Consider the following 24,864-nt stretch of genomic DNA (forward strand, 5'->3'; position numbering starts at 1 on the left):
TTTTATGCGCGGTGTCGTTGTCAATCGGTGGGTTCAGGCTCCTTGGGCAACCGCGCCTTGTCCTCCTTCACCCTAGATGAAAAATGGAGCCTACCTCCCGCCAAGTTGTTGCGCGAGCATGAAGCCCGACGCCGCCCCGGTGCCGGCGCCGGGCCATGTTGCCGCCCCGGTCAGATGCAGATTGCCGACCGGCGTGTTCCAGCCAGCGTAACCGCGCGCCGGCCGGAACAGGAAATTCTGCGCCAGATGATGACTGCCGCAGATCTGGTCGCCGCCGACAAGGTTCGGGTTCTCGCGTTCGAGGTCGATGGGCGAGAACACGGCGCGGCCGAGGATCTTCCGACGAAGGCCGGGCGCATAGCGCTCGATAATGTCGAGGACGCGCTCGGCGTAGTGCTCCCTAGCCTCGTCCCAGTGAGCCGCCGCGATCGTGCCCGCCGCATCGCCCACAATCTCGGCCGGCAGCATGCGCACCTGCACCCAAAGCACGTGCTTGCCGTCCGGCGCGCGCGAGGGATCGACGGCCGTCGGCTGGCCGACGACCAGCACTGGTTCGTCCGGCAGCATGCCTGCCATCGCCTGCTGGTAGGTCAGCGACATGGCGTCGAGCGACGGCGAAAGGTGCACATAGGCGAACTGCCGAAGCTCGGCGCCGGCGCGCCAGTCCGGCAGATCGTCGAGCGCCAGATGGATCATCAACGTCCCCGGCGCGTGGCGGAGTTTTTTCACGGCCGTGTCGAAGCCGGTGTCGCCCGATCCGCTAGGCAACAGTTTCCCGGTCAGCGCCTTGGGCGCGACACCGGCGATGACGGCCTTGGTGGCTGTGTGGGTCTCGCCGGAAGCGAGCCGCACGCCGGTCGCTTTGCCGGCCGAAACCGTGATCTCGGCTACATCAGCCCCGGTGACGATCTTGCCGCCGGCGGCCGTGAGCATGCCCGACAAAGCGCGGATAATCGTGTCGGCGCCGCCTCTGCCGAGCACCATGCCGAAGCACTGGTTGGCCATGGATTCGAGGTAAGGGAACACCGCGCCGCCGGCGATATCGGGCGCGAAATCGAGATGCATGCCCCAGGTGGCCAGCGTCGCCCTGACATGCGGTGACTGGAAAGTCTCCTCGAGCCACGCGCGGGGTGAGGAAAGCAGTAATCGACCGGTATCGAGCGCGCCGGCCAAACCCTTCTTGCGCCAGAGGTTCCAGGCGGTGCCGGCGAGCGCACGGCCGCTCATCGGCGAGCCCAGCAGCCGGAACAGATGCTCGGCCTCCGCCGGGAATGCCGCAACCAGACGGCGCCATGTCTGTGCGTCGGCGTCGGAAAAAGCGGCCATGCGCGAGGCGGTCTTTTCCAGGTCGCTGCTGACGCCGAACCAGCTTCCGTCCGGGAAGGCGCTGGCAAAGCAATCGGCCACCGGCGCGAATTCCAGCCCGTGGGTTTTCAATTCATTTGCATATTTCTTGTGAAAGGCCGAGCCGGCGAACAGGCTGAGATTCATCGCGCCGAAATCGTGCCGGAAGCCCGGAAGCGTCAATTCGCGCGTCTGGACGGCGCCGCCGATCGTTGCATTACGCTCGAAAACTGCCGTTTTCCAGCCTTTGAGCGCCAGATGCGCGGCGCATGCCAGACTGTTGTGGCCTGCTCCGACAAATATGGCGTCGAACTCGCTCACGCCCCGTCCCATTTCCTTTATGCTTAAAGATAATTGCAGATGCATATGTTTTCGTCTAGTAGGATATTAAGGGCCGCGAGAGCCTTCAGCACCATCGAGAAAGAGGGAACAGAGACCATGGACACACAACAACTTCTAGGCGAAGTCGCCGGCCAGCTGCTTTCAGGCGCCATCCAGGTGGTCGACCTGACGGCGCCGCTCGGGCCCAACACGCCACTGATCAAGCTGCCGCCGGAACTGGCGGTCGACACGCCGAAGATCGAGATCCACGCCATCTCCGCCTATGACAAGAACGGTCCGTGGTGGGCGTGGAACTGGCTCAAGCTCGGCGAGCATTCGGGCACGCATTTCGACGCACCCAACCACTGGATCACCGGCAAGGATTATCCGGACGGCGCCACCGACACCATTCCGGCGCAGAACTTCGTCGGCCCGGTCAACGTCATCGACTGTTCGAAGCAAGCGGCAGGCGATCACGATTTCCTGCTCACCGTCGATCACATCAAGGCATGGGAAGCCGAACATGGCGCTATCAACCCCGGCGAGTGGGTGGTGATGCGCACCGACTGGTATAAGCGCAACGGCTCGGAAGCCGAGTTCCTTAACGCCAATGAGACCGGACCGCACACGCCTGGCCCGACCGCCGAAGCCATCCAGTATCTGATTAGCAAGGACATCAAGGGCTGGGGCAGCGAGACGATCGGCACGGATGCTGGAAAAGCAGGGGGAATGGAGCCGCCGTTCCCGGCGCATAGCCTGATGCACAAGGCTAACCGCTACGGCCTCGCCAGCCTTTGCAACCTCGACCGGCTGCCGCCGAAAGGCGCGATCCTGATCGCCGCGCCGCTCAAGATCGAGCACGGCACCGGCAGCCCGATCCGCGCGTTGGCGTTGGTGCCAAGGCAATAGGATAGCTGCGGTCTTCGGGAGAAGATCATGTGTGGAAGTGGCACTGTGGTGACGGAGTGGGAGCGGCAGCCTTGCAAAGCTGCGGCTCTACGGCGCGGTAGAGCGCCAATCTCTGCAATTGAACTCCTGCCGGCTAGGAGCACGCATCGATGAGCGCTCCCGATCACATCGTCGTCGGCAGCGGCATCAACGCGCTGGTCTGTTCGGCGATGCTTGGCGGCAAGGGGGCGAAGGTGCTGGTGCTCGAGCGCAACGACCGCATCGGCGGCTGCATGCGCACCGAAGAAATCACCGCGCCCGGCTTCATCCACGACGTGATGGCGACGACCTTTGTCCTGTTCATCACCTCGCCGGCCTATGCGGCGCTGGGCAAGGATCTGGCCCGGCACGGCCTGGAGTTTTGCAACACCTCCACGCCGACCGGTGTGCTGCGCCCGGACGGCAGCCATGCCGTCCTGCGCATCGATCGTATCGCCAATGTAGCGGCGATCAATGCGCTTGCCGCGGGCGACGGCGACCGGCACGCAAACGATGTCGGCGAGATCGAGCGCAACGCCGGTCTGCTGTTCGGACTGCTCGGTGGCAGCCTGTGGTCCTACCCGACGGCCAGGCTGCTGGCGGGTGAAGCCTGGCGGCGCGGCCCGCGTGGCCTTGCCGCCTTTCTCGGCAGCGCGCTGGTGCCGGCGCGCGGTTGGCTGGAAAGCACCTACCAGTCGGAAACCATGCGCGCGCTGTGGGCGCCCTGGGTGCTGCATGCCGGCCTCGGGCCTGAGGACGCGTTCTCCGGCCAGATCGCCAAGGTCATCGCCTTCGCGCTTGAGGCGGCCGGCGCGCCGATCGTCAAGGGCGGTGCCAGGAATCTGCTGGCCGCCTTCGAAGCCCTGATCAGGGAACGTGGCGGCGAAATCCGCACCGGCGCCGACGTCGCGGCTATTGTCCAAAGCGGAGGCCGCGCCGCCGGCGTGCGGCTGGCTTCGGGCGAAACGATCAACGTGAACAAGAGCGTCATCTGCTCGGTCACGCCAACCCAGCTCTACGAGCGGCTGCTCGGCGACGCGGCGCCGAAAGCCGACGTCGAGGCAGCGCAAAAATACCGCTACGGCAAGGGCAATTTCCAGATCCACTATGCCTTGGACAAGCCGCCGGCATGGCGCGGCGAGGGCCTGGACAAGGTCGCGCTGCTGCATCTGACGCCGGGGCTCGACGGCGTCTCGAAGGCCTGCAACGAAGCCGTGCGCGGCATGCTGCCGGAGGTGCCGACCATGTGCGTCGGCCAGCCGCACGCGCTCGACCCATCGCGCTGCCCGGACGGCAAGGCGGTCCTGTGGCTGCAACTGCCCGAGGCGCCACGGCATATCAAGGGCGATGCCGCCGGCAAACTGCAAACACCGGCAGACGGTCGCTGGACCGAGGCGCTGCGCGAAGCCTATGCCGACCGTGCCGAAGCGATCCTCGCCAGCCATATCGATGGGTTCAAGGACAGCGTCATCGCACGCCGCGCCTGTTCGCCGGCCGACCTGGAAGCGATGAACATCAATCTGGTCGGCGGCGACCCCTATGGCGGTTCCTCGACCATCGACCAGTCGTTCCTGTGGCGGCCGTTCAAGACGAGCCGCAATCACGCCACCGGGGTCAGGGGTCTCTACCACATCGGTTCCTCGACCCATCCGGGTGCTGGCTTGGGCGGCGGCTCCGGCTTTCTCCTGGCGGGGAGGCTGTGATGGAACAGAAGGTTGAAAAGCGCCAGCGCATCTCGACTTTGGGCCAGATCGGCCTGCAGCAATTCGCGCCCTATCTGATGAACCGCATCATGGGCCGCTACAACGCCACTTTGCGTGACAATTTCCGCAGGCAGGGCCTGACCATTCCGCAGGTGCGCACGCTGGCCGTGCTGTCGGTCACCGATGGCGTCACCGTCAACGATCTCTCGGTCTATACCGTCATCGAGCAGTCGACCTTGAGCCGGACGCTCGACACGCTGGAGGGGCAAGGGTTTGTGCGGCGCGAGCAGGGGGTCACCGACAGCCGTATCCGCCATGTGCTCCTGACCGACGATGGCCGCGCCGAGTTCGCGCGCGCCTGGCCGGCCATGCACGACGCTTTCGAGGCAATGTTCGACGATGTCGACGATGCCGAATACGCGGCGCTGATCGCGACATTGCAGAAGATGCTGAAGAACATTCGCAAGCACGACATCTGATCTTACGCGCCGCCATCGGGGCGGTAACGGAAGGAGCCCAAAATGGCCGAACGGTCTTTTGCCAAGGAAGTCGAAAAGCTCAGGCTCGGCGCCGGCGAGGAGTTTTCCGGCGAAGGCATTCTCGCCATCACCAAGGCGCTGCTGCAATGCGGCGTCGGCTATGTCGGCGGCTATCAGGGCGCGCCGATCAGCCATTTGATGGACGTGCTGGCCGACGCGCAGGATATCCTGGGCGAGCTCGGCGTGCATTTCGAGGCGAGCGCCTCGGAAGCGACCGCCACCGCCATGCTGGCGGCATCGGTGCACTATCCGATCCGTGGCGCGGCCACCTTCAAGTCGACGGTCGGCACCAATGTCGCCTCCGACGCGCTCGCCAATCTCGCTTCCGGCGGCGTCACCGGCGGTGCGCTGATCATCGTCGGCGAGGATTACGGCGAAGGCTCCTCGATCATGCAGGAGCGCAGCCACGCCTTTGCCATGAAGAGCCAGGTCTGGCTGCTCGACCCGCGACCGAACCTGCCGTCGATCGTCAAGGCGGTTGAGGACGGCTTCGAGCTGTCCGAGGTTTCCAACACGCCGGTCATGCTGCAGGTCCGTATTCGCTGCTGCCATGTCCACGGCCATTTCATCGCCAAGGACAACAAGCGCCCGGCAATGACTGTGGCCGATGCGCTGGAGGCGCCGCGCCGCGACACCGGCCGCATCGTGCTGCCGCCCGCGTCCTTCCTGCACGAGAAGGAAAAGGTGCAGAAACGCTGGCCGGCGGCGGTGGATTTCATCCGCACCAACAAGATCAACGAGTTTTTCGGCCCGGAGCACGGCTCGGTCGGCATCGTCATGCAGGGCGGCATGTACAATTCGGTCATCCGGGCGCTGCAGCGGCTCGGCCTCGCCGACACTTATGGTGACACCGACGTACCGCTCTATGTGCTCAACGCTGTCTACCCGCTGGTCGATGACGAATTCCTGTCCTTCTGCGAAGGCAAGGACGCCGTGCTCGTCGTCGAGGAAGGCCAGCCCAACTACATCGAACAGGCCTTTGCCGCGATGCTGCACAAGGCCGGCCGCGGCACCAAGCTCGTCGGCAAGGAACATCTGCCTATGGCCGGCGAATATACCGGCCAGGTGATGCTCGACGGCATCGGATCGTTCCTGCGTGCCACCATCCCGCATCTGCTGCCAAGCGAGGTCCGCGCGCCGAACAGGATCGGCGACGGGCTCGACACCGCCGACCTGATCAACGTCGTCCCGGGCCGGCCGCCTGGCTTCTGCGTCGGCTGCCCGGAGCGGCCGATCTTCGCCGCCACCAAGCTGGTCGAGCAGGAGCTGGGCAAGCACCACATCGCCTCCGACATCGGCTGCCACCTGTTCTCGATCATGCCGCCTTTCGAGCTAGGTGCCACTACCATGGGCTACGGGCTGGGGCCGGCTTCCGCCTCGGCGTTCAATTCGCCCGATGCCAGGCGCCGCTCGATCTCCTTCGTCGGCGACGGCGGCTTCTGGCACAACGGCCTGACCTCCTCGATCGGCAATGCCGTGTTCAACAAGAACGACGGCGTCATCGTCATCGTCGACAATTTCTATTCGGCTGCGACCGGAGGGCAGGACATCCTGTCGTCCCGCGCCGGCAACAAGACCAAATCGACCAAGCATCCGATCACCGAGGCGGTGAAAGGCATGGGCGTCAAATGGCTGCGCCACATCGACCGCACCTACGACGTAACCAAGATGCAAGACACGCTGCGCGAGGCGCTGACGACGGACGAGAAGGGCCCGAAAGTCATTGTCGCCTCGTCCGAATGCATGCTCAACCGGCAGCGCCGCGAAAAGCCGCTGGTCGACAAGGCGATCAAGGGCGGGACGCGCATAGTCAAGCCGAAATTCGGTGTCGACGAAGATATCTGCACCGGCGACCATGCCTGCATGCGGCTTTCCGGCTGTCCGTCGCTTTCGGTGAAGTCGCTCGACGATCCGTTGCGCGACGATCCGGTGGCGCATATCGACCAGAGCTGCGTCGGTTGCGGCAATTGCGGCGAGGTCGCCGATGCGGCGGTGCTCTGCCCGTCCTTCTACCGCGCCGATGTCGTGCACAATCCGAGCCGCTGGGACCGTTTCCTTGAAGCCGCGCGTCGCGCCACGATCAGTCTCTTGCAGCGGCGCCGTGAAAGCCGGCGCCTGATATTCGCCGATGCTTGACGCCGTTCCATCAACCCGTTCAAAGGCCGGCGCGCCGGATGACGAGCGCGTCATCAAGCTTGCCGTGCTGGCGGTCGGCGGCCAGGGCGGTGGCGTGCTGGCCGACTGGATCACCGACGTCGCCGAGCGCAACGGCTACGTCGCGCAATCGACCTCGGTCGCCGGCGTCGCCCAGCGCACCGGCGCCACCATCTATTATGTCGAAATGTGCCGCGACACCGGCCGCCTGCCGGTCTTCGCGCTGTCGCCGTCGCAGGGCGACGTCGACATCCTGATTGCCGCCGAACTGATGGAGGCCGGCCGCGCCATCATCCGCGGCTTCGTCACGCCCGAGCGCACGACGCTGATCGCCTCGTCGCACCGCATCGCCGCGGTCTCGGAGAAGATCGAGCCCGGCGATGGCCGCGCCTCGTCCTCGAAGGTGCATGCCACGGCGGAAGCCGCGGCCAAGCGCTTCATCGCCTTCGATATGGAGAAGATCGCCGCCGACAATGGCTCGATGATCTCGGCCAGCCTGCTCGGCGCGCTGGCCGGCTCCGACGCCTTGCCGTTTACACGCGAGAGCTACGAGCAGGCGGTCAGTGCCGGCGGCCGCGGCGTCAAAGCCAGTCTCGCCGCCTTCGGCGCCGCCTACGATCGGGCGCGCGGCATCGCGAGTGTGCATTCGGGCGACAAGACTGCACAGCCGGCAGCCGCTGAAACCGGCTCAGCCGCGACGACAAAAGTCAGCGGTCCGGAAAGCCTGTTAAAAGGCTGGCAATCGCTGGCCGCCCGGGTCGATGCTTTGCCGGCTCCTGTCCGCGACATGGCGATGCGCGGCCTGAAAAAAGTGGTCGACTATCAGGACGTTGCTTATGGCGGCGAGTATCTCGACCGGCTCGACCAGGCAGTCGCGCTGGACGATGCCGAACACGCCTACGCGCTGTCGATCGCCGCCGCCAAGCATCTGGCCAACGCGATGTGCTACGACGACATGATCCGCGTCGCCGACCTGAAGACACGCTCTAGCCGCGACCGACGCGTACGCCACGAGGTCGGCGTCAAGGACGGCTCGGTCCTGCAGGTGACCGAATATTTCCATCCGCGCATCGAGGAATTCTGCGGCACGCTGCCGGCCGGGCTCGGCAGCTACATCGAGGCGCGGCCGAAGCTCGCCGCCTTCCTCGACCGCCGCATCAACCGCGGCCGCCATATCCGCACCGACAGTTTCGTCGGCTTTGCCGCATTGTGGTTCATCGGCGGCCTGCGCCGCTGGCGCAGCCGGCTGCTGCGCCACAAGGTCGAGACCACCCATCTCGAGCGCTGGTACGCGCTGGCGCTGGGCCAAGTCGGCCAGGACTACGCGCTTGGCACGGAGATCCTCAACTGCCGCCGGCTGATCAAGGGTTACAGCGACACCCACGCCCGCGCGCAGTCGAAATTCGACCGGGTGCTGTCGGCGCTCGACCTGCTCAAGGGCCGCCCGGACGCCGCAGACTGGATCCGGCGCCTGCGCGAAGCCGCGCTGAAGGACGAGAAGGGCGACATGCTCGACGGCGCGCTGAAGACCGTGGCGTCGCTGGGTGATAGCGACGTTCCATCGAGTTGATCTGTGAAATCTTGGTGCCGCCGCTGATAGCACCAAAACACGAATTCAGTGGAAGCGCTGATCGAGAACTTCCTCGACTCGGACGACGGTGCAGCGTTTCCGGGCAAGCTCCGTGCAGCTCGTCCGACGACCATCTCACGAATCTCATCGCAGGCATGAAGCAGCGGCGCTAGGCAGGGTCAATTAAGTGAGTTCGCTTCCTCTCCGACCCCATGCACCAGCAACAACGCCTTTTAACGCCGTTGAACCAATAAGTTCGTTAGCCGTGTTGATTTCCTTTGATGCTCTCTCTCCAAGCTGTTGGGAATAGACTTCCGCGTAAAACTCTTCATATGAAGTCGATATTGATCCTGTGACAATTTCGGTGACATTCAGTTTTGGGCGATCACTGTGACGAGCGCCAACAACAGTCATGGACGGACTAATCGGTAGGTAGACCTCATTCCAGTCGCTGGATATGCCGATCAACGGACAAATAGACCCCGACGAAGTAACAGCAAAGGTACCGGCGTCACTTAGAACAAAGTTGCGCTCGTCGCTTGGGATGACATGCCAATGAGCTGGCCTGATACTGTCCGGGCATTGACCTCCTGAGTCAAGAAACCCACGCAATCCCTCATTGTGACCTTCGTCGAGTGCTGTGGTATTTTCCAGGAATCTTGCCGTCCGCTCAAACCCAGTCCGCATAACATCATCGAACACGCCGCTCGTAAGTGCACCCTCAATTTGGGTTCGGACGAACCGCAGGCGGCTTTGAAATTCAGCACTGTTCTTCACACGCAGGCGGTCAAAAACGTTAAGACCGGAGAGCTCTTTTGAGATCTCCTTCTCTAGTCGTTCGTCAATAGCTTCCTTGTAGCGAGTACGAGCAAGCTTTGAACTCGCTGTTTCGGCCATCAATGATATCGCAGAGGTGACACTGCCACGTATCCGCTCTCTCATTGATCGAGTTCGAAATGCCAAAATCCAGAATAGATCTCCTAGCTCTTTGGAGTGTCGGCTAATTCCGGTCGGATTTGCTAAAATATCCTTGAAAATACTCCCTGACCTTCCCTCGATTTTCGCGAAAGCGTCTTCGAGAATGTCGTCGTCTTCTCCATAAAAATTGGGTGATGAAGCGACAAACCGAATATTTCTGGGCTCCGGCGCACGTTTAGCGTCGTATACCCACACATAATTCTTTCCTGGCTTCTTTGGCGGCGGAGCGCAAAGGAAATGCTTTAGCTGGAACCTTGAGATGAAGTGATTATTTTCTTTTTGCTTACCCATCGATCAAACTTTCCAGAATCGCCCGGGAGCATTACGTCATCTGCATCAAAGAAGCAAAAGGGCATCTCATTTCCGAGACGAGCCCAGAAAGGAAACGCGGGCAAGCGACTGGAGAAGGCAATAGCCGACCTAGCGGCGAAACATGAAGTTGACATAGCGCAGGAAGGCGAGCACGGCGACCGGAGTGCTTCACCGCTGGCTGAGCGGCGGTAGCGCATTACGTCATCTGCATTCGGCGACCTCGAACGTACCTAGGATCTCTCCTTAGCATTTCGCGGGGAAGGTCGAAATCGGCATTCTTTGAGATCAGAAAGCGTTCCGCGTGCGAAACCTGTAATGCGTTTTGTCTTTTGACATTTTGCTCATTCAATTCGATTGTTTCCAAAAGGAGCTTTCCATGTTTATTTTCTAGCTCATCTGTCCTCTGGTCAATGTCATCGGCCAGCGTTGTCAATGTAACTGCCAGCTCCGCCTTTATGATGACAGATCGCTCACGCATATTTGCGGCCTGCAATCGAAATCTTTTGACGTTATCGGTTATATAATCAGCAATGGTGGGGCACCAGAAAGCAAGTGTAATTTTCGGAGACAGCGGAAGATAAATCTCGATACCCTTACATAAGAGTCCAAGGTTGCTCCACAGGCCATCTTGAGGGGTGGAATTTGTGATCGCTACGGGATTGTCGCCAATTATAAATTCATGCCCGTCTGGGGCGATCATCAATCTGCAATCTTTAGCTGCAAACGTTTTGGCATACTCTTGGAGATCATCGAGTGAGGTCACGATCCCCATTTTTTTCTTTTCGTTCTCGCTGGAAGCGTCCTTTATCTCGTCAGGTAAATTGTCTTCACCGACTATCTCAGCAATGCGGCCCCTAAGCTGATTGATCATATCCTCCAGGACATTTCGTGCTCCGGTCCCTCGATTCATCTGGAGAGCGACGAAAATACACAACGTCGCGAAGTCGGATTCCGACACTGATTTGAACGAAATTTCTGATAATATTCGATCAATAATGGGAGCGGCTGCACTCTCGATAGACGTCATATTGTCTTCGACGGAGACGACACCCGAACTAGTTTCCACCCGGTTGAAGTGAGTTTCGCCAAAAATGCTGTCAACATTCGCCGGGAACGTTCTCCCATTTGATTTGTCGAAGACATTTGCAAAATATTTTCCCGGCCTCCGCTCTTTGGCAAAGCGGCGCAACATAAATTGCGGAACATAGTGGTGAAATTTCGCTGTCTTCGTAGCCATGTGGAGCCTGATCAGTGGAATCAATCCAAGCCTACTATCATACATCAATTGAGCGCTCAGAAGCCTAGGCCTGCCGCAGTGAGCACTGGAGCCCACACACTTGGGGCGGCGTGCATGCTTGTCGCGCTGTGGGCGGCGGCTTTGGCCGCAGCTAAAGAATCAAATACTCCAATTGCGGGTCAACATAGAAAGGTCGCCTTTGGCTGAGTCTCGACCATGCGCCTTTTGCGACCAAGTCTCACAGTTGCGGGCAAGTCACATCCTGCCTGCATTTCTGTTCCGGTGGCTGAGGGAAACAGGTGGCACCCCCCACATTCGTAACTCGAAGAACCCAAACGTTCGTGTTCAGGACGGCCTAAAAGTTCCGATGCTCTGCGATGTGTGTGAGAAACAGTTCAATCGGTATGAGACCGACTTCAGCAAGAGACTTTTCTATCCTGTTTCCCAAGATAGCGCGCTCATGGTCCCATACGGCGAATGGCTGCTGCGGTATTGCGTTTCGGTATCTTGGCGGATTCTTCGTCACGCTTTCGATACAACCACAATGGCCGAATTCAGTGATGAGCAGCGGGACCTGATCGACAGCGCCTTAAACACTTGGTCAAGATTCCTGAATGGCGAGGCCTCGAGCCCGGGAATCCATGAACAACACTTCTGGCAGATGGGCGCAATCAGTGAACATAGCATGCCGGACATGCCAACCAACGCAAATCGCTACCTGATGCGGGCTATGCACATGGATATCGCCTGGAAAAGCGATCTTGTGATGACGTACGCTAAAATGGGTCCATTTATTCTCTTTGGATATGTGCAGCCCCCCAAGAGCAAATGGGTTGGAACAAAGGTTCATGTTAGGCAAGGGGTCATCAAGCCAGGACAATTTGAATTGCCAGGAGATATATACTGGTACATACGAGACAAGATGCTGGAAATGAGTTATTTAAATCAAAATATTTCAGAAACACAATGGGATAAGATTGATGCTACGGTCATGGACAACCTCGACCGCATGAGGGGTTCGAAGCAATTCGAGGCCATACTTCATGATCGGCGCTTGTTCGGCGAAGCCGCCATAATCAGAAAATCCAAAAAGACTAAGCCCACCGACAGATAGCGTGTTTCCTTATTTGTGAACCAAGCCCAAATAAGTTTTTGCGGACGAACCCAGCGCAAGCGGTTTCTAGTTATTGGAGAATTTTGGTGCCGCTTAGGTGACTCGAACACCTGACCCCATCATTACGAATGATGTGCTCTACCAACTGAGCTAAAGCGGCCCGGGAAGCCGAGCTTCCAAGATGGGCTGCGTGATAGACGCAACCGGCCGCGAATTCAAGATGGCAGTCGCGATTTCAGGACGAGGCAATTCGTGCCGCCTCCGGCCGGGCGCAAGGGCAGCCGCCGCGCGGATCTGCCGTTGGCCGCGTGATGCCGTATCGGCAGGCCGTCCCATCCGCCACGTTGGCCGTGACGGGAAAATCAGCGAAAAATGTTGATTCCTTTACCGAAAACCGCCGAAATGAGCTTTGTGCCCCTCGGCAAGGCAGAATGCGGCCGCTCGCTTGTTGATTGATTGGTCGCCTGCGGCTAACGATCATGGCAATGTGAATGAAATTGCAGAGGGAATTCGCTTGGACGCGATCGAAAAAGCGATCCGCAATGCCTTCGAGAAAGGCAATGCCGACGACCGGGCGTTTCGCGAGCGGGTCTATCGATCGGCTTTCGCGGCACTCGACCGTGCCCTGCAGGCCAATCCAAACGTCACGGTGGAGGTCGCCATCAAGCGCCGCAAGGCGGTCCAGGCGAAGATCACCGAAATCGAATCGGAATTCCTGCCGGCGGTTGCCGACGTCGCCGCGCCGACCGACAGTTTGGAGGCAGCACCGGCGGTGGAGCCCCCGGCCGAAGCTGAAGCCGCGCCGTCGCCCGATGTCGTCGTTGACGGTCCGGCGCAGCCGCCCGAAGCCGATGCGCCGCGGTCGCGCGTCCTGCCGGTCGTTCCCGACATCATGCCCGATGCGCCTGTTGCCGAGGCGCCGGTGATCGACATGGGGGCCTCGGTTCCGACCGAAGCCGACGTCGAAACCGACGACGCGGAAGTGACGCCCGACCGCGACGACCGGCGGGCGAGGCGGCGGCGCCTGCCTTTTACCGCGATCTTCTTCGGTGTGACGCTGCTCGCAGCCGCCGGCATCGGCCTTTATTTCGCCAACCAGACCGGCGTCTTCAAATCGGCGACCGAGCTCGACACAGCGCCACCGGAAGCGCCGCCAACGGTCGATGGCGAAGATTTCACGCCGGACGACACCGCTTCGCCGCCGAAGCAGGGCGAGCAGGACGAGGCGCGCGACTGGATCAACGTCTTTTCGCCGGGTGACCCGACGCAGGTCAATGCACCGTCGGACGCCAAGGCCGACGTCATCCAGGACGAAAGCGGTTCCTTCCTGCGCATCCGCTCGGGTGCATCCGGTTCGGCCATCAGCTTCGACGTCGGACAAGGCGTGTTGGAAAAACTAGCCGGCAAGCATGCCACATTCGACATCATCGCGCGCTCCGAGGAGGGGCAGGAGACGCAGATTTCCGTCGATTGCAATTTCGGCGAACTCGGCGACTGCGGCCGCAAGCGCTATGCGGTCGGTCGCGAGCGCAATGAATATCTGTTCGACGTGCGCTTTCCCGACAAGCGTCCGGGTGCTGCCGGCACCATCGCCATCAATTCCGACTTCGACAAGCAGGGCAAGTCGGTCGACATCTACGAGATCCGCGTTTCAGTCGTTCCCTAAAGCACGTCGCGTTCGGACCGGCCTCATGCGACGCACTTTCGGTTCTTGTTTTGATGCATGTCGTTACCGCAAAACCGCTGCACACTTTTTGCGCGACATGCATTAACTATCGAGCAGCGCCTGCAGCGTCTCGATGCGGTCGGCTTCGGCCGCCGGCTTGTCCCAGCGCAGCCGCGAAATGCGCGGAAAGCGCATGGCAACGCCGGATTTGTGCCGCGTCGAGCGGTTGAGCCCTTCGAAGGCTACCTCAAGCACCAGCCCGTTCCTGCGGTCGGCACGGACCGAGCGGACCGGGCCAAAGCGCTCGATCGTATTGTCGCGGACATATTTGTCGATTTGCCTCAGTTCCTCGTCGGTAAAGCCGAAATAGGCCTTTCCCACCGGCACCAGCTCCTCCGATCCTTCCGGCCCGGACCAGACGCCGAATGTGTAGTCGGAATAGAAGCTCGAGCGCTTGCCATGGCCACGCTGGGCATACATCAGCACCGCGTCGACCGTGTGCGGATCGCGCTTCCATTTGAACCACGGGCCCTTCGGCCGCCCGGCCATATAGGGCGAATCCCAGCGCTTCAGCATGACGCCTTCGATGACCGGATGCAGCGGCTTGCGGCGCAATTCCTCGAGTGCCTGCCAGTTGGTGAATTCGACCAGCGGCGACAGATCGAAGCGGCTCGGATCGAGTGTCCTGACGAAGGCCTCGAGCCGGCCGCGCCGTTCGCGGAAGGGAAGTCCGCGCACATCCTCGTCACCAATCTGCAGCGCATCGTAGCAGCGCATAAAGGCCGGGTATTGCTGCTGGATCTTGGGTGACACGCTCTTGCGGTTCAGCCGCTGCTGCAGGTCCGAGAACGTGCCCGTCGCCTGCCTGGGGTCACCGACCAGAAGCTCGCCGTCGAGGGCGCCTGAAAAATCCATCGCCTCCGCAAGATCCGGAAAGGCGCCGGAGACATCGTCACCGGTGCGCGAATAGAGCCGGCGAATGCCGCCTTCGCAAACCGCCTGGACGCGGATGCCGTCCCATTTCCATTCGGCCGCGTAGTCAGCCGGGTCGAGCTTTTCGAGGTCGCCGTCGCCGACGGCGTTCGACAGCATCACTGGCCTGAACAGCGCCAGCGCCGTTTTCCTGGGTTTTTCCGCTTTACCCTCCAGCCAGGCGAACAGCCCGATATAGGGCGGCGTCAGCCCGTGCCAGAGTTCCTCGATCTCGGCGATATCGACCTTGCCGAAATCGGCCAGTGCCTGCTTGGCAAGCCGCGCCGAGACGCCGATGCGCAGGCCGCCGGTGACCAGCTTTATGATGGCGAAGCGCGCCGAAGTGCTGGCGCTGTCGAGCAGCCGGGCCAGCACCTGCGGCCCGTCGGAACGGCTCGCCGCCTGCAGCTTGGCCACCACCTCGGCCAGCGTCGGCGCGTGGTTCGCAATATCGAGAGGCGATTGCGGCCAGACCAGTGACACGGTCTCGGCCAGATCGCCGACATAGTCGTAGGAATAGCCGAACAGCACGGGATCCATGCGCTCGATCACCAGAGTGCGCAGCATTGCCGGCTTGACCGCGGCGATGGACAGATCGCCGGTGATGGCCGCCAGCGCCAGCCCGCGATCCGGATCCTCGACGCTGCGGAAATAGTCGGTCAACAGCGTCAGCTTGCCGTTGCGCGACGGCGTCAGCACCAGCCGGTCGAGAAGCTCGGCGAAGCGGTTCATGACGGTGAGAACCATGGGCGGGCGTCGCGTTCTGTCGCGCCCCCCTCTGTCCTGCCGGACATCTCCCCCTCAAGGGGGGAGATTTGCTGTCGCGACTGCTTTCGCCAATTTCCAACGTTGCAGGATGAGCGGCAAAACCAAAGCTGCCGATCTCCCCCCTTGAGGGGGAGATGTCCGGCAGGACAGAGGGGGGCGCCGCAGAGCGCCGTACCGGCGATTGCTGGATCCAAAAACACCATCAATCGCCCTCGTCCTCGTAACCAACCAGATGCAGCGGCCTGGCGGCGATGCCTTCGAGTTCGCACCAGCGCACCAGCGCCTCCTCGCGGCCATGCGTCACCCAGATTTCTTCCGCGCCGGTCTCCTTGATCGTCGCCGTCAGCTCGTCCCAGTCGGAGTGATCGGAGATGATCAGCGGCAGCTCGACGCCGCCCTGCTTGGCGCGCTGGCGGATGCGCATCCAGCCTGAGGCGAAGCACGACATCGGATCGGGAAAACGCCGCGCCCAGCGATCGGCGAAGGCGGATGGCGGGCCGACGACGATGGCGCCGGCAAAGTCGCTTTTTTGGCCGGTCTCGACGGTCGCCGGTTCCAATGTGCCGAGATCGATATTCTGGCTCTGGTAATACTCGCTGAGCTTGGCCAGCGCGCCGTGGATGTAGATCGGCTTTTCGTAGCCGGCATCGCGCAGCAGCCGCATGACGCGCTGCGCCTTGCCCAGCGCATAGGCGCCGACCAGATGCGTGCGCTCGGGAAACTGCTCGGTCGATTTCAGCAGCCGGGCGATCTCTTCGGTATCGGGCGGATGCCGAAACACCGGCAGACCGAACGTCGCCTCGGTGATGAAGACGTCGCATTTGAGCGGCTCGAACGGCTCGCAGGTCGCGTCCTTCTGGCGTTTATAGTCGCCGGACGCGACGATGCATGTGCCCTGATGCGCGACCTTGATCTGGGCCGAGCCAAGCACATGACCAGCCGGGTGAAAGCTGACGGCCACACCGCCAAGCGCAATCGTCTCGCCGAGCACGGCGGCTTGCGTCGTTCCGGCAAAACTGTCGCCGTAGCGCAGCCCCATGATGTCGAGCGTCTGCTGTGTCGCCATCACCGAGCGGTGGCCGGAGCGGGCATGGTCGGAATGGCCATGTGTGATCAGCGCCCGGTTGACCGGCCGCACCGGGTCGATGAAGAAATCGCCGGGCGGGCAATACAGCCCTTCCGGCCGGGGATGAAGCAGGTCGCTGGCGCGCATGGCCCCAAGATAGGCGCTAATTCCGGCGCGGGAAGCCTGTTGTAAGTCACTGCTGACTCCAGCATAGAGCGCAAGCCGGCTGCAAACAACCGGCGGAACCCGATCGCCATGAAACCGCTCCAGACCTCGTCCGGCGATTTGAATGCCGACCGCCGCGCCGACTATGCCGAAATGCTCTATGCATCCGGCGATCATGCGGCAGCGGCGGAATTGCTGCGCGGCGCGCTCGAACTGACGCCGCACTGGGCGGCCGGATGGTTCCGTCTCGGCGAGATGCAGGAGGCGGCAGGCGCGCGCGATCTCGCCGCGCAGGCCTGGATGACGGCGCTGCGGCTCGACCCGGCGGACAGGCTCGGCGCGGTGCTCAAGCTGCAATTGATCGGCAGGGCAGCGGCGGCCCAGGCGCCGCCCAGCGCCTTTGTCGAGACGCTTTACGACCACTATGCCGGGAGCTTCGAGGGTGAGCTGGTCGACAGGCTCGGCTACCGTCTGCCCGAATGCCTCGACCGCGCCATCCAGGCAGCACGGCCGGGCCGGTTTTCGCTGGCGCTCGATCTCGGCTGCGGCACCGGCCTCATGGGCCAGAAGCTGCGGCCGATCGCCGATCGGCTGGAGGGTTACGACATCTCGGCCGGCATGCTGAGGCAGGCGCACGCCAAAGGCGTCTACGATCTGCTCGTCAAGACGGACCTGCAGGATTTTTGCTATTCTGGCCCGAAAGCCGATCTGGTGACGGCGGCCGATGTGTTCATCTATGTCGGCGCACTCGACAAGGTGGTGAACAAGATTGCCGGAATGCTTGCCGGCGGCGGTCTGTTTGCGTTCTCCGTCGAGACGCTCCCGGGCGGAGAATCGTCTGACAGCGCCGGCTTCGCCCTGCAGCCGTCGCGCCGCTACGCGCATTCGCAAGGCTATGTAGAGCGGGTTCTGGATGCCGACGGCTTTTCGATCCTGTCGCTGCAGGCAACGATCATCCGGCAGGATCGCCGCGAACCGGTCGAAGGGCTGGCCGTACTGGCAAGCTTGCTTTCCGGCAGCGTAAAATCTGGCTAAGACTCCTGCCGCTGCGCATGAGAAGCCGCAGCTGCGAACGACAAGGAGCACGTTCATGCGCTGGAACATGACGGTCTTGGCATCTTGCCTGGCGATGGCCGGCTGCGTCGGCAATTCGATGTCCGAACGGCAGGACGAAAACGTCCAGTCCTCGCTGCTATATGACAAGGTGCCTTGCGATCAATTGCTGGCGCGACGAAACGGCCTGGCGCAGCAATATCATTTGCCGGTGGACGCCAAGCCGTCCTTCTCCAATCCGGCGACGGGCTTTGGCCCGTTCACGCCGGATATGCGCTCGAAAGCCAAACGCGAAGCCGACCAGGCAAGCGGCAAGATCGACGCCATGAACCGTTCGATCAGCCGGCGCGAATGCGGCAAGCCGGCCAAGCAGAACAAGCTCGGCCTGACCTGACCGGATCCTAATCCGCTACCTTCCACTGCTCGCGCGACGCGCTGGCGGGATAGACGCCGAGAATGCGCATTTCACGCGAGAAAAAGCGCAACTCGTCGAGTGCCAGCTTCACCAGCGGATCGTCGGGATGGCCCTCTATGTCGGCGTAGAACAGCGTCGCCGTAAACGCGCCGAGCTGGTAGCTTTCCAGCTTGGTCATGTTGATGCCGTTGGTGGCAAACCCGCCCATCGCCTTGTAGAGCGCCGCCGGCACGTTGCGGACGCGGAAGATGAAGGTCGTCATCATCCTGGCGTCGGCCGAGGGACGTTCGGCCCATTGCTTGTTCTTGGTCAGCACGACGAAGCGGGTGACGTTGCTGTCGGTGTCCTCGACATTCTCTTCGATGATGTCGAGCCCGTAGAGCGTCGAGGCCAGCGCCGGCGCCAGCGCGGCCATGGTGCGGTCCTTCATTGCGGCGACCATCTTGGCGGCGCCCGCGGTGTCGCCGGCCACCGTCGCCTTCCAGCCGTTCTTGCGGATGTATTTGCGGCATTGGCCGAGCGCGTGGATGTGGCTGTGCACGGTCCTGATCTCGTCGCGCCTGACGCCGGGCAGCACCATCAGCTGGAAGTGGATCGGCAGAAAGTATTCGCCGATGATGTGCAGCTTCGATTCCGGCAAGAGGTGGTGGATGTCGGCGACGCGGCCGGCAATGGTGTTCTCGATCGGGATCATGGCCAGATCGGCCTTGCCGGTCTCGACCGCGTTGAAGGCGTCCTCGAAGGTCGGGCACGGCAACGGCTCCATCGACGGGAACATGTTGCGGCAGGCGGTGTCGGAATTGGCGCCCGGCTCGCCCTGGAAGGATATTTTGTTGGTCTTTTCAGGCATGCGCAGTGTCTCGGGATTGGGGGAGGAATTTCTTAGTTGGAAAGGAGCGCCCTGGCGCGTTCGAGATCGTCCGGCGTATCGACGCCAAGCGGCACCGACTGGACGATCTCCGCATCGATGCGCATGCCGGCCTCCAGCGCCCGCAATTGCTCCAGCCGCTCGCGGCGCTCCAGCGGCGACGGCCTCAGCGCAACGAAGCGTTCTAGTGCGGCGCGGCGATAGGCATAGAGGCCGATATGATGGTAGAGCGGGCCTTCGCCCCAGGGGGCGGTGGCGCGGGTGAAATAGAGCGCCCTGAGCCGCGTCGTCGAGAGTGGCGAGCCGACCAGCTTGACGACGTTCGGATTGGTCTTTTCCTCGTCGCGGACGATCTCGACGCAGAGCGTGGCGATATCGACCGCTGCGTTCTCGAAAGGCTTCAGCGCGGCGCCGATAACAAGGGGGTCGATGGTCGGCAGATCGCCCTGCACATTGACGATGGTCTCGACGCTGTTGCCAGGGTCGAGAATGGTCAGCGCTTCGAAGATGCGGTCGGAACCGGTTTCGTGGTCCGCCCGCGTCATCACCGCCTCGAAACCATGCGCGCGCACCGCCTCCGCAACGCCTTGCGTATCGGTGGCGACGACCACCCGGCCGAGCCCGGCCTCGGCAGCACGGCGGGCGACGTGGACGATCATCGGAGTGCCGGCAATGTCGGCGAGCGGCTTGCCCGGCAGGCGCGTCGAGGCCATGCGGGCCGGGATCAGGATGAGCGTGGACATGAGGCGGGCAGGGGCTCGAAAAAGAGGAGGACAAAGTGGCAAAAGGTCTCACTGGCAGCGCCCTTATAGGTGTTGCAACGCCGGAGCAAAAGACCTAGTTTCCGCGCGATTTGGCCGGTTCCACCGGGCGGATCACGATACCGACGGACGGAGTGGACGGATCGGTCCGCCGGAAAGGGAGCCTGGGGCGTATGGATTCCAACGAAGTCAACAAGCTGCTCGCCGGTCTCCTCGGAACCGTGTTCATCGTCTTTTCCGTTGGCATCGTGTCCGACGCGCTGTTTGCCTCGCCGGCGCCGGAAAAGCCCGGCTTCGCCATCGAGGCGACCGAGCCCGCCGAAGGCGGCCCGGCCGCTCCCGCCGCGGCCGTGAAGCCGATTGCCGAGCTGCTGACCACTGCCAACGCCGAAGCGGGCGCCGCCATCTTCAAGAAATGCCAGGCTTGCCACTCCGGCGAAAAGGGTGGCCCCAATAAGGTCGGCCCCGATCTCTGGGACATCGTCGACCGTCCGGTCGCCGAGCATGAGGGCTTTGCCTATTCGGCCGGCATGAAGGAGTTCTCCAAGGGCGGCAGCGAGAAGTGGACCTACGACAATCTCAACCACTTCATCACCTCGCCGAAGAAGTTCGTGAAGGGCACCGCGATGGGCTTCGCCGGCCTGCCCAAGGATGAGGACCGCGCCAACGTCATCGCCTATTTGCGCACGCTGTCGGACAATCCGAAGCCGCTGCCGGCGCCCGGCGCCTCGGCCGAAAACGCGCCCGCCAAGCCGGCCGAAGGTGCAGCCCCTGCCAAGCCGGCAGAAGGCGCGGCGCCAGCCGCCCCGGCGGCACCCGCAAAATAACAAAACTGTAATGACATTATCCTTGAAAAAGCCGGGTTCAGCCCGGCTTTTTCGTTAGGAAAAATGCATATGCGACGACAAAGCCGCTCGGTTGCGGTTTTCAGCGCCGCCAAATGATCTAGATTGGGCCCAGACGCTATGGTGACGGCGCTATATCGCGAAGAGGAGAACGCATGACGGTTGGCCGAGCGCGGGCGCTTCTGAAATCAGTGCTGTTTGTGGCTGCTTTTGCCGGCGGCCTGCAGGCGGCCTTCGCGGACGAATGGCGCACGACCTCGTCGCTGATCGGCGAATCCAAATACGGCGACAATTTCCAGCACTACGACTACGTCAATCCGGATGCGCCGAAGGGCGGCACAGTGAACTCAGTGGTGCTCGGCACGTTCGACAGCTTCAACCCCTATATCGTGCAGGGTTCGCCGGCCGCCGGCTTCGCGCAGTTCGGCGGCGGGCTGCTCTACGACACGCTGATGGAGCAGGCGACGGATGAGGGCAGCGTCAACCATCCGCTGATCGCCGATGCCTACAAATACCCGGCCGACTATTCCTCGGCGACCTACAGGCTCGATCCGCGCGCGAAATGGCATGACGGCCAGCCGATAACGACCGACGATGTGATCTGGTCGTTCCAGGTGCTGAAGGCCAACAGCCCGATGTACAGCCGTTATTTCGAGAACGTCACCGACGCGGTTGCGATCTCCGATCGCGAGGTGGAGTTCCATTTCAACCAGAAGGGCAATCGGGAGTTACCTCAAATCCTCGGCGGTCTCGTCGTGCTGCCCAAGCACTGGTGGGAGGGCACCGACGCCAACGGCAAGAAGCGCGACGTCACAAAGCCGACGCAGGAGCCGCCGCTCGGCTCCGCCGCCTACAAGATCGCCAGCTTCAAGCCGGGGTCCGAAATCATCTGGCAGCGCGTGCCGGACTACTGGGCGGCCAAGCTGCCGGTGAAAGTTGGCCGTGAGAATTTCGACAGGCAGCGTTTCACCTATTTTCTCGACGACAATGCCGCCTGGCAGGCCTTCACCAAGGGCGGGCTGGACGACATCAAGCCGGAGAACAGTTCGAGGCGCTGGAACACGGCCTATGACTTCCCGGCAGTTCAGGCCGGCGACGTCATCAAGAAGGAATTCAAGACCGCGTCGCCCGAACCGATGCAGGCCTTCATGCTCAACACCAGGCTCCCGCTGTTTAGGGATCGCCTGGTGCGCGCCGCGTTGATGTATCCGTTCGACTTCGAGACGATGAACCGGACCCTGTTCTTCGGATCCAACACCCGCACCAGCAGCTATTTCCAGGGCACTGAGCTGGCGTCGAGCGGCCTGCCGCAAGGCAAGGAACTGGAAATCCTCGAGCAGTACCGCGACAAGCTGCCGCCTGAAGTCTTCACACAGGAATTCAAGCTGCCGGTCTACGACACCGCCCAAGCGGAGCGCAAATACCTGAAAACCGCGGTCGATCTGTTCGCCAAGGCTGGCTGGGTGATCAAAGGCGGCAAGATGGTCAACGCCAAGACCGGCGAGCCATTCAAGTTCGAAATCCTCGGCTGGAACGACACCGACCAGGTCATCGCCAGCCCCTACATCGCCAATCTGCGCAAGATCGGCGTCGACGCAACGCTGCGCCTGATCGACCAAACCCAGTATATCAACCGAGTCACTCACTTCGACTTTGACGTGGTCACTTCGATACTCGGGCAGTCGGACTCTCCTGGCAATGAACAGCGCGATTTCTGGAGTTCCAAGGCCGCCGATTCGCCGGGATCGCGCAATTACGCCGGCATCAAGAATCCGGTCGTCGATGCCTTGGTCGACCGGGTCATCTTTGCCACCGACCGCGACGATCTGGTTGCCGCCACCCATGCGCTCGACCGGGTGCTGCTGTGGAACTACTATGTCGTGCCGCAATATTACCGTGCCGTGGTCTGGCTCGCCTACTGGAACAAGTTCGGCATGCCGGAGAAGCAGCCCGCCTATAGCGGCGTCGACCAGAATTCCTGGTGGATTGATCCGGTCAAGGAAAAGGCGCTGGCGGCCAAATACAAGAGTGGCAATTGATGACGGCGCTGCCCCGTCGCGACTTCCTCGCCCTGGGCGGTGCCGCCGCGGCCGCGGCGCTGCTGCCCGGCCGGGCTTTCGCCGCCATCCCGACCGGCGTGAAGCTGCACGGCCTGTCGGCCTTCGGCGATCTCAAATATCCTCCGGATTTCGCGCATTTCGACTATGTCAATCCGGACGCTCCCAAGGGCGGCCGGATGAATTTCGCCCCGCCGAACTCCACCCTCAATCAGAGCTTCCTGACCTTCAACACGCTGAACTCGCTGGTGTTGAAGGGGGATTCGCCGCCGCGCACCGAGCTCTGCTTCGATTCCCTGATGGCAAGGGCAGTCGATGAGCCGGATGCGGTCTACGGCCTGCTTGCCGAATCCGTTACCTTGTCGCAGGACCGCAACGGCTTCCGCTTCAGCCTGCGGCCACAAGCGCGCTTTCATGACGGCTCGCCGCTGACGGCTGAGGACGGTGTCTTCGCATTGAACCTCTACAAAGACCGGGGACACCCGAACCTTTCCCAAGCGCTGCGGCATATGACGGATGCGGCCGCAATCGATCCGCTTACAGTCAGCCTTACCTTCAACGGCCAGCAGTCCGCGCAGAATATCCTCGCCATCGTCGTAATGCCGATCGTGTCCAAAGTTTTCTACACGGCCAATGATTTCGACGCCTCGACGATGACCCCGCCGCTCGGTTCCGGGCCGTACCGAATGGGGCGGGTGGTGGCCGGGCAGACCATCGAATATGAACGCGTCGCCGATTATTGGGGCCGCGATCTGGCCGTGAACCGCGGGCTTAATAATTTCGACCGCATCCGTATCGATTTCTACCTTGATCGCCAGGCAGCGTTTGAAGCGTTCAAGAAAGGGGATACGCATTTTCGCGAGGAGTTCACCGCGCGGGTATGGGCGGCCGGCTACGACTTTCCAGCGCTGAAGGATGGCAGGGTCGTCAAACGCGAATTTCCCGGCGAGAAAACGCCATCCATGCAGGCTGTCGCACTCAATCAGCGCCGTCCGCAGTTCCGCGACATTCGCGTGAGACAGGCAATCGCCTATTGCTTCGACTTCGAATGGACCAGGCGGGTTCTGTTTTTCGACTCCTACGAGCGTTCGCAATCGAACTTCGAGCGGTCGGATTACAAGGCCAAGGGCCTGTCCTCACCCCAGGAATTGAAACTGCTGGAGCCGTTTCGAGCCGAGTTGCCGCCGGAGACCTTCGGCGATCCGGTGATGCAACCCGTCTCCGACGGTTCGGGCCACGACCGCAAGCTGCTGCGCGAGGCTTCGAGACTGCTTGCCGAAGCCGGCTGGAAGCGAACGGGCAATTTCGTAGTCAATGACAAGGGCGACCGGCTGCGGGTGGAAATGCTGGCCGAGGACGATGGCCTCGTTCGCATCTTCCTTCCGTGGTCCGAGAATATGAAGGCGATCGGCATCGACGCTTCGGTCCGGCAGGTCGATTCGGCGCAGTTTGAAGCGCGGCAGAGCAATTTCGACTTCGACTTCAACATGCTCGCATGGTCGATCGGAGCGACGCCAACCGCCGATGGTTTGGAGATCCTCTATGCTTCCCGGATGGCGAAAACGCCGGGGATGCGCAACTATCCGGGTACGGAAAGCAAAGCCATCGACGCGCTGATCGAGGCAGTCGGCAAGGCGCAGAGCCGGATCGAACTCGTCACCGCGCTCAACGCGCTCGATCGGGTCTTGCGCGCGCGGCTAGACTGGATTCCAACATACCATCTGGCGAATCACCGGGCAGCCTTCTGGGACATGTTCGGCTTTCCCGCTCAAAAGCCGGATTACGACTTTCCGGTCGAGACGTCGTGGTGGTTCGACAAAGACAAGGCGGCAAAAATTGGCAAAGCCTGAATTTCTTGCGAGCGTTGGCGCCGCCCCTCACCTGCCTGCCGGCATCCTCTCCCCGTATAGCGACGGGGAGAGGGGCGCCTTCATCGATGGTTTCGCCGACCATAAGCGTCGCTATAGAAGCGCCGAGACTACGGCCAGCCCCTTTCTCCCCGTCACTATACGGGGAGAAATGTCCGGCA

At 61.8% G+C, this 24,864-nt stretch carries 19 protein-coding genes and 1 tRNA gene; 12 read left to right on the forward strand and 8 right to left on the reverse strand.

Annotation, left to right across the window (positions count from 1 at the left end; genetic code table 11):
• Positions 1-90 precede the first annotated feature (90 nt).
• Positions 91-1,665 (reverse strand): phytoene desaturase family protein, encoded by a 1,575-nt coding sequence (locus NKJ55_RS02660; protein WP_352448555.1) that lies wholly within the window; start codon positions 1,663-1,665, stop codon positions 91-93.
• A gap of 117 nt (positions 1,666-1,782) precedes the next feature.
• On the opposite strand from NKJ55_RS02660, the gene NKJ55_RS02665 reads away from it, so the two are divergent.
• The 5 genes from NKJ55_RS02665 to NKJ55_RS02685 all read left to right on the forward strand — a co-directional run bounded on the left by NKJ55_RS02665 (position 1,783) and on the right by NKJ55_RS02685 (position 8,558).
• Positions 1,783-2,574 (forward strand): cyclase family protein, encoded by a 792-nt coding sequence (locus tag NKJ55_RS02665; protein WP_352448556.1) that lies wholly within the window; start codon positions 1,783-1,785, stop codon positions 2,572-2,574.
• 149 nt (positions 2,575-2,723) lie between these two features.
• The gene (locus tag NKJ55_RS02670; protein WP_352448557.1) at positions 2,724-4,295 is read left to right on the forward strand and encodes a phytoene desaturase family protein; all 1,572 of its coding nucleotides are present in this window, start codon (positions 2,724-2,726) and stop codon (positions 4,293-4,295) included.
• A complete protein-coding gene (locus NKJ55_RS02675; protein WP_352448558.1) occupies positions 4,295-4,774 on the forward strand; it encodes a MarR family winged helix-turn-helix transcriptional regulator in 480 nt (159 codons plus the stop codon). Before NKJ55_RS02670 ends, NKJ55_RS02675 begins: the two co-directional genes overlap by 1 nt.
• A 42-nt stretch (positions 4,775-4,816) precedes the next feature.
• Complete coding sequence (locus tag NKJ55_RS02680; RefSeq protein ID WP_352448559.1) at positions 4,817-6,970, forward strand: thiamine pyrophosphate-dependent enzyme; 2,154 nt, start codon at positions 4,817-4,819, stop codon at positions 6,968-6,970.
• The gene (locus tag NKJ55_RS02685; RefSeq protein ID WP_352448560.1) at positions 6,963-8,558 is read left to right on the forward strand and encodes an indolepyruvate oxidoreductase subunit beta family protein; all 1,596 of its coding nucleotides are present in this window, start codon (positions 6,963-6,965) and stop codon (positions 8,556-8,558) included. The genes NKJ55_RS02680 and NKJ55_RS02685 overlap by 8 nt, the downstream gene beginning before the upstream one ends.
• Positions 8,559-8,741: 183 nt before the next feature.
• On the opposite strand, the gene NKJ55_RS02690 is transcribed toward NKJ55_RS02685, so the two are convergent.
• Both NKJ55_RS02690 and NKJ55_RS02695 read right to left on the reverse strand, forming a co-directional pair.
• The gene (locus tag NKJ55_RS02690) at positions 8,742-9,827 is read right to left on the reverse strand and encodes a DUF4238 domain-containing protein (protein ID WP_352448561.1); all 1,086 of its coding nucleotides are present in this window, start codon (positions 9,825-9,827) and stop codon (positions 8,742-8,744) included.
• 217 nt (positions 9,828-10,044) lie between these two features.
• The gene (locus NKJ55_RS02695) at positions 10,045-11,085 is read right to left on the reverse strand and encodes a DUF4238 domain-containing protein (RefSeq protein ID WP_352448562.1); all 1,041 of its coding nucleotides are present in this window, start codon (positions 11,083-11,085) and stop codon (positions 10,045-10,047) included.
• A gap of 544 nt (positions 11,086-11,629) precedes the next feature.
• Between NKJ55_RS02695 and NKJ55_RS02700 the strand changes: the two genes are divergently transcribed.
• Positions 11,630-12,199, forward strand: a complete 570-nt coding sequence (locus tag NKJ55_RS02700; RefSeq protein WP_352448563.1) for a hypothetical protein — start codon at positions 11,630-11,632, stop codon at positions 12,197-12,199.
• An 84-nt stretch (positions 12,200-12,283) separates the two neighbouring features.
• Here the strand turns inward: NKJ55_RS02700 and NKJ55_RS02705 are convergent.
• Positions 12,284-12,359 (reverse strand) — tRNA-Thr (locus NKJ55_RS02705).
• A 354-nt stretch (positions 12,360-12,713) separates the two neighbouring features.
• Here NKJ55_RS02705 and NKJ55_RS02710 point away from each other — a divergent pair.
• Entirely contained in the window at positions 12,714-13,865 is a 1,152-nt protein-coding gene (locus NKJ55_RS02710) for a hypothetical protein (protein ID WP_352448564.1), read from the forward strand.
• A gap of 102 nt (positions 13,866-13,967) precedes the next feature.
• On the opposite strand, the gene NKJ55_RS02715 is transcribed toward NKJ55_RS02710, so the two are convergent.
• Together NKJ55_RS02715 and NKJ55_RS02720 are read right to left on the reverse strand one after the other, a co-directional pair.
• Positions 13,968-15,569, reverse strand: coding sequence for a cisplatin damage response ATP-dependent DNA ligase (locus NKJ55_RS02715; RefSeq protein ID WP_352448679.1), 1,602 nt, complete (start codon positions 15,567-15,569; stop codon positions 13,968-13,970).
• A gap of 238 nt (positions 15,570-15,807) precedes the next feature.
• Positions 15,808-16,818, reverse strand: coding sequence for a ligase-associated DNA damage response exonuclease (locus NKJ55_RS02720; RefSeq protein ID WP_352448565.1), 1,011 nt, complete (start codon positions 16,816-16,818; stop codon positions 15,808-15,810).
• A 108-nt stretch (positions 16,819-16,926) separates the two neighbouring features.
• Between NKJ55_RS02720 and NKJ55_RS02725 the strand changes: the two genes are divergently transcribed.
• Positions 16,927-17,871 (forward strand): class I SAM-dependent methyltransferase, encoded by a 945-nt coding sequence (locus tag NKJ55_RS02725; RefSeq protein ID WP_352448566.1) that lies wholly within the window; start codon positions 16,927-16,929, stop codon positions 17,869-17,871.
• 55 nt (positions 17,872-17,926) lie between these two features.
• Positions 17,927-18,283 (forward strand): hypothetical protein, encoded by a 357-nt coding sequence (locus NKJ55_RS02730; RefSeq protein WP_352448567.1) that lies wholly within the window; start codon positions 17,927-17,929, stop codon positions 18,281-18,283.
• A gap of 7 nt (positions 18,284-18,290) precedes the next feature.
• Here NKJ55_RS02730 and NKJ55_RS02735 read toward each other — a convergent pair whose 3' ends face one another.
• Together NKJ55_RS02735 and NKJ55_RS02740 are read right to left on the reverse strand one after the other, a co-directional pair.
• Positions 18,291-19,154: a prephenate dehydratase gene (locus tag NKJ55_RS02735; protein ID WP_023717847.1), complete on the reverse strand. Its 864-nt coding sequence runs from the start codon at positions 19,152-19,154 to the stop codon at positions 18,291-18,293.
• A 32-nt stretch (positions 19,155-19,186) separates the two neighbouring features.
• Positions 19,187-19,915 carry a 3-deoxy-manno-octulosonate cytidylyltransferase gene (locus NKJ55_RS02740; RefSeq protein WP_023676856.1) on the reverse strand — a complete coding sequence of 243 codons (729 nt, stop codon included), beginning with the start codon at positions 19,913-19,915 and terminating at the stop codon, positions 19,187-19,189.
• 191 nt (positions 19,916-20,106) lie between these two features.
• Between NKJ55_RS02740 and NKJ55_RS02745 the strand changes: the two genes are divergently transcribed.
• From NKJ55_RS02745 to NKJ55_RS02755, 3 genes are all read left to right on the forward strand, one after another.
• The gene (locus tag NKJ55_RS02745; protein WP_352448568.1) at positions 20,107-20,760 is read left to right on the forward strand and encodes a c-type cytochrome; all 654 of its coding nucleotides are present in this window, start codon (positions 20,107-20,109) and stop codon (positions 20,758-20,760) included.
• A 173-nt stretch (positions 20,761-20,933) separates the two neighbouring features.
• Entirely contained in the window at positions 20,934-22,817 is a 1,884-nt protein-coding gene (locus NKJ55_RS02750; protein WP_352448569.1) for an extracellular solute-binding protein, read from the forward strand.
• Positions 22,817-24,685 (forward strand): extracellular solute-binding protein, encoded by a 1,869-nt coding sequence (locus NKJ55_RS02755; RefSeq protein WP_352448570.1) that lies wholly within the window; start codon positions 22,817-22,819, stop codon positions 24,683-24,685. Before NKJ55_RS02750 ends, NKJ55_RS02755 begins: the two co-directional genes overlap by 1 nt.
• The last annotated feature ends 179 nt before the right edge of the window (positions 24,686-24,864 follow it).

This window comes from Mesorhizobium sp. M0106 (assembly GCF_040322715.1).
Lineage (GTDB): Bacteria > Pseudomonadota > Alphaproteobacteria > Rhizobiales > Rhizobiaceae > Mesorhizobium.

Coding starts and splice junctions, on each gene's coding strand:
- NKJ55_RS02670 (WP_352448557.1), top strand. CDS start 2,724: ATGAGCGCTCCCGATCACATCGTCGTCGGCAGCGGCATCAACGCGCTG.
- NKJ55_RS02665 (WP_352448556.1), top strand. CDS start 1,783: ATGGACACACAACAACTTCTAGGCGAAGTCGCCGGCCAGCTGCTTTCA.
- NKJ55_RS02720 (WP_352448565.1), bottom strand. CDS start 16,818: ATGCGCGCCAGCGACCTGCTTCATCCCCGGCCGGAAGGGCTGTATTGC.
- NKJ55_RS02680 (WP_352448559.1), top strand. CDS start 4,817: ATGGCCGAACGGTCTTTTGCCAAGGAAGTCGAAAAGCTCAGGCTCGGC.
- NKJ55_RS02740 (WP_023676856.1), bottom strand. CDS start 19,915: ATGTCCACGCTCATCCTGATCCCGGCCCGCATGGCCTCGACGCGCCTG.
- NKJ55_RS02730 (WP_352448567.1), top strand. CDS start 17,927: ATGCGCTGGAACATGACGGTCTTGGCATCTTGCCTGGCGATGGCCGGC.
- NKJ55_RS02725 (WP_352448566.1), top strand. CDS start 16,927: ATGAAACCGCTCCAGACCTCGTCCGGCGATTTGAATGCCGACCGCCGC.
- NKJ55_RS02690 (WP_352448561.1), bottom strand. CDS start 9,827: ATGGGTAAGCAAAAAGAAAATAATCACTTCATCTCAAGGTTCCAGCTA.
- NKJ55_RS02735 (WP_023717847.1), bottom strand. CDS start 19,154: ATGCCTGAAAAGACCAACAAAATATCCTTCCAGGGCGAGCCGGGCGCC.
- NKJ55_RS02685 (WP_352448560.1), top strand. CDS start 6,963: ATGCTTGACGCCGTTCCATCAACCCGTTCAAAGGCCGGCGCGCCGGAT.
- NKJ55_RS02695 (WP_352448562.1), bottom strand. CDS start 11,085: ATGGCTACGAAGACAGCGAAATTTCACCACTATGTTCCGCAATTTATG.
- NKJ55_RS02750 (WP_352448569.1), top strand. CDS start 20,934: ATGACGGTTGGCCGAGCGCGGGCGCTTCTGAAATCAGTGCTGTTTGTG.
- NKJ55_RS02755 (WP_352448570.1), top strand. CDS start 22,817: ATGACGGCGCTGCCCCGTCGCGACTTCCTCGCCCTGGGCGGTGCCGCC.
- NKJ55_RS02745 (WP_352448568.1), top strand. CDS start 20,107: ATGGATTCCAACGAAGTCAACAAGCTGCTCGCCGGTCTCCTCGGAACC.
- NKJ55_RS02700 (WP_352448563.1), top strand. CDS start 11,630: ATGGCCGAATTCAGTGATGAGCAGCGGGACCTGATCGACAGCGCCTTA.
- NKJ55_RS02675 (WP_352448558.1), top strand. CDS start 4,295: ATGGAACAGAAGGTTGAAAAGCGCCAGCGCATCTCGACTTTGGGCCAG.
- NKJ55_RS02715 (WP_352448679.1), bottom strand. CDS start 15,569: ATGAACCGCTTCGCCGAGCTTCTCGACCGGCTGGTGCTGACGCCGTCG.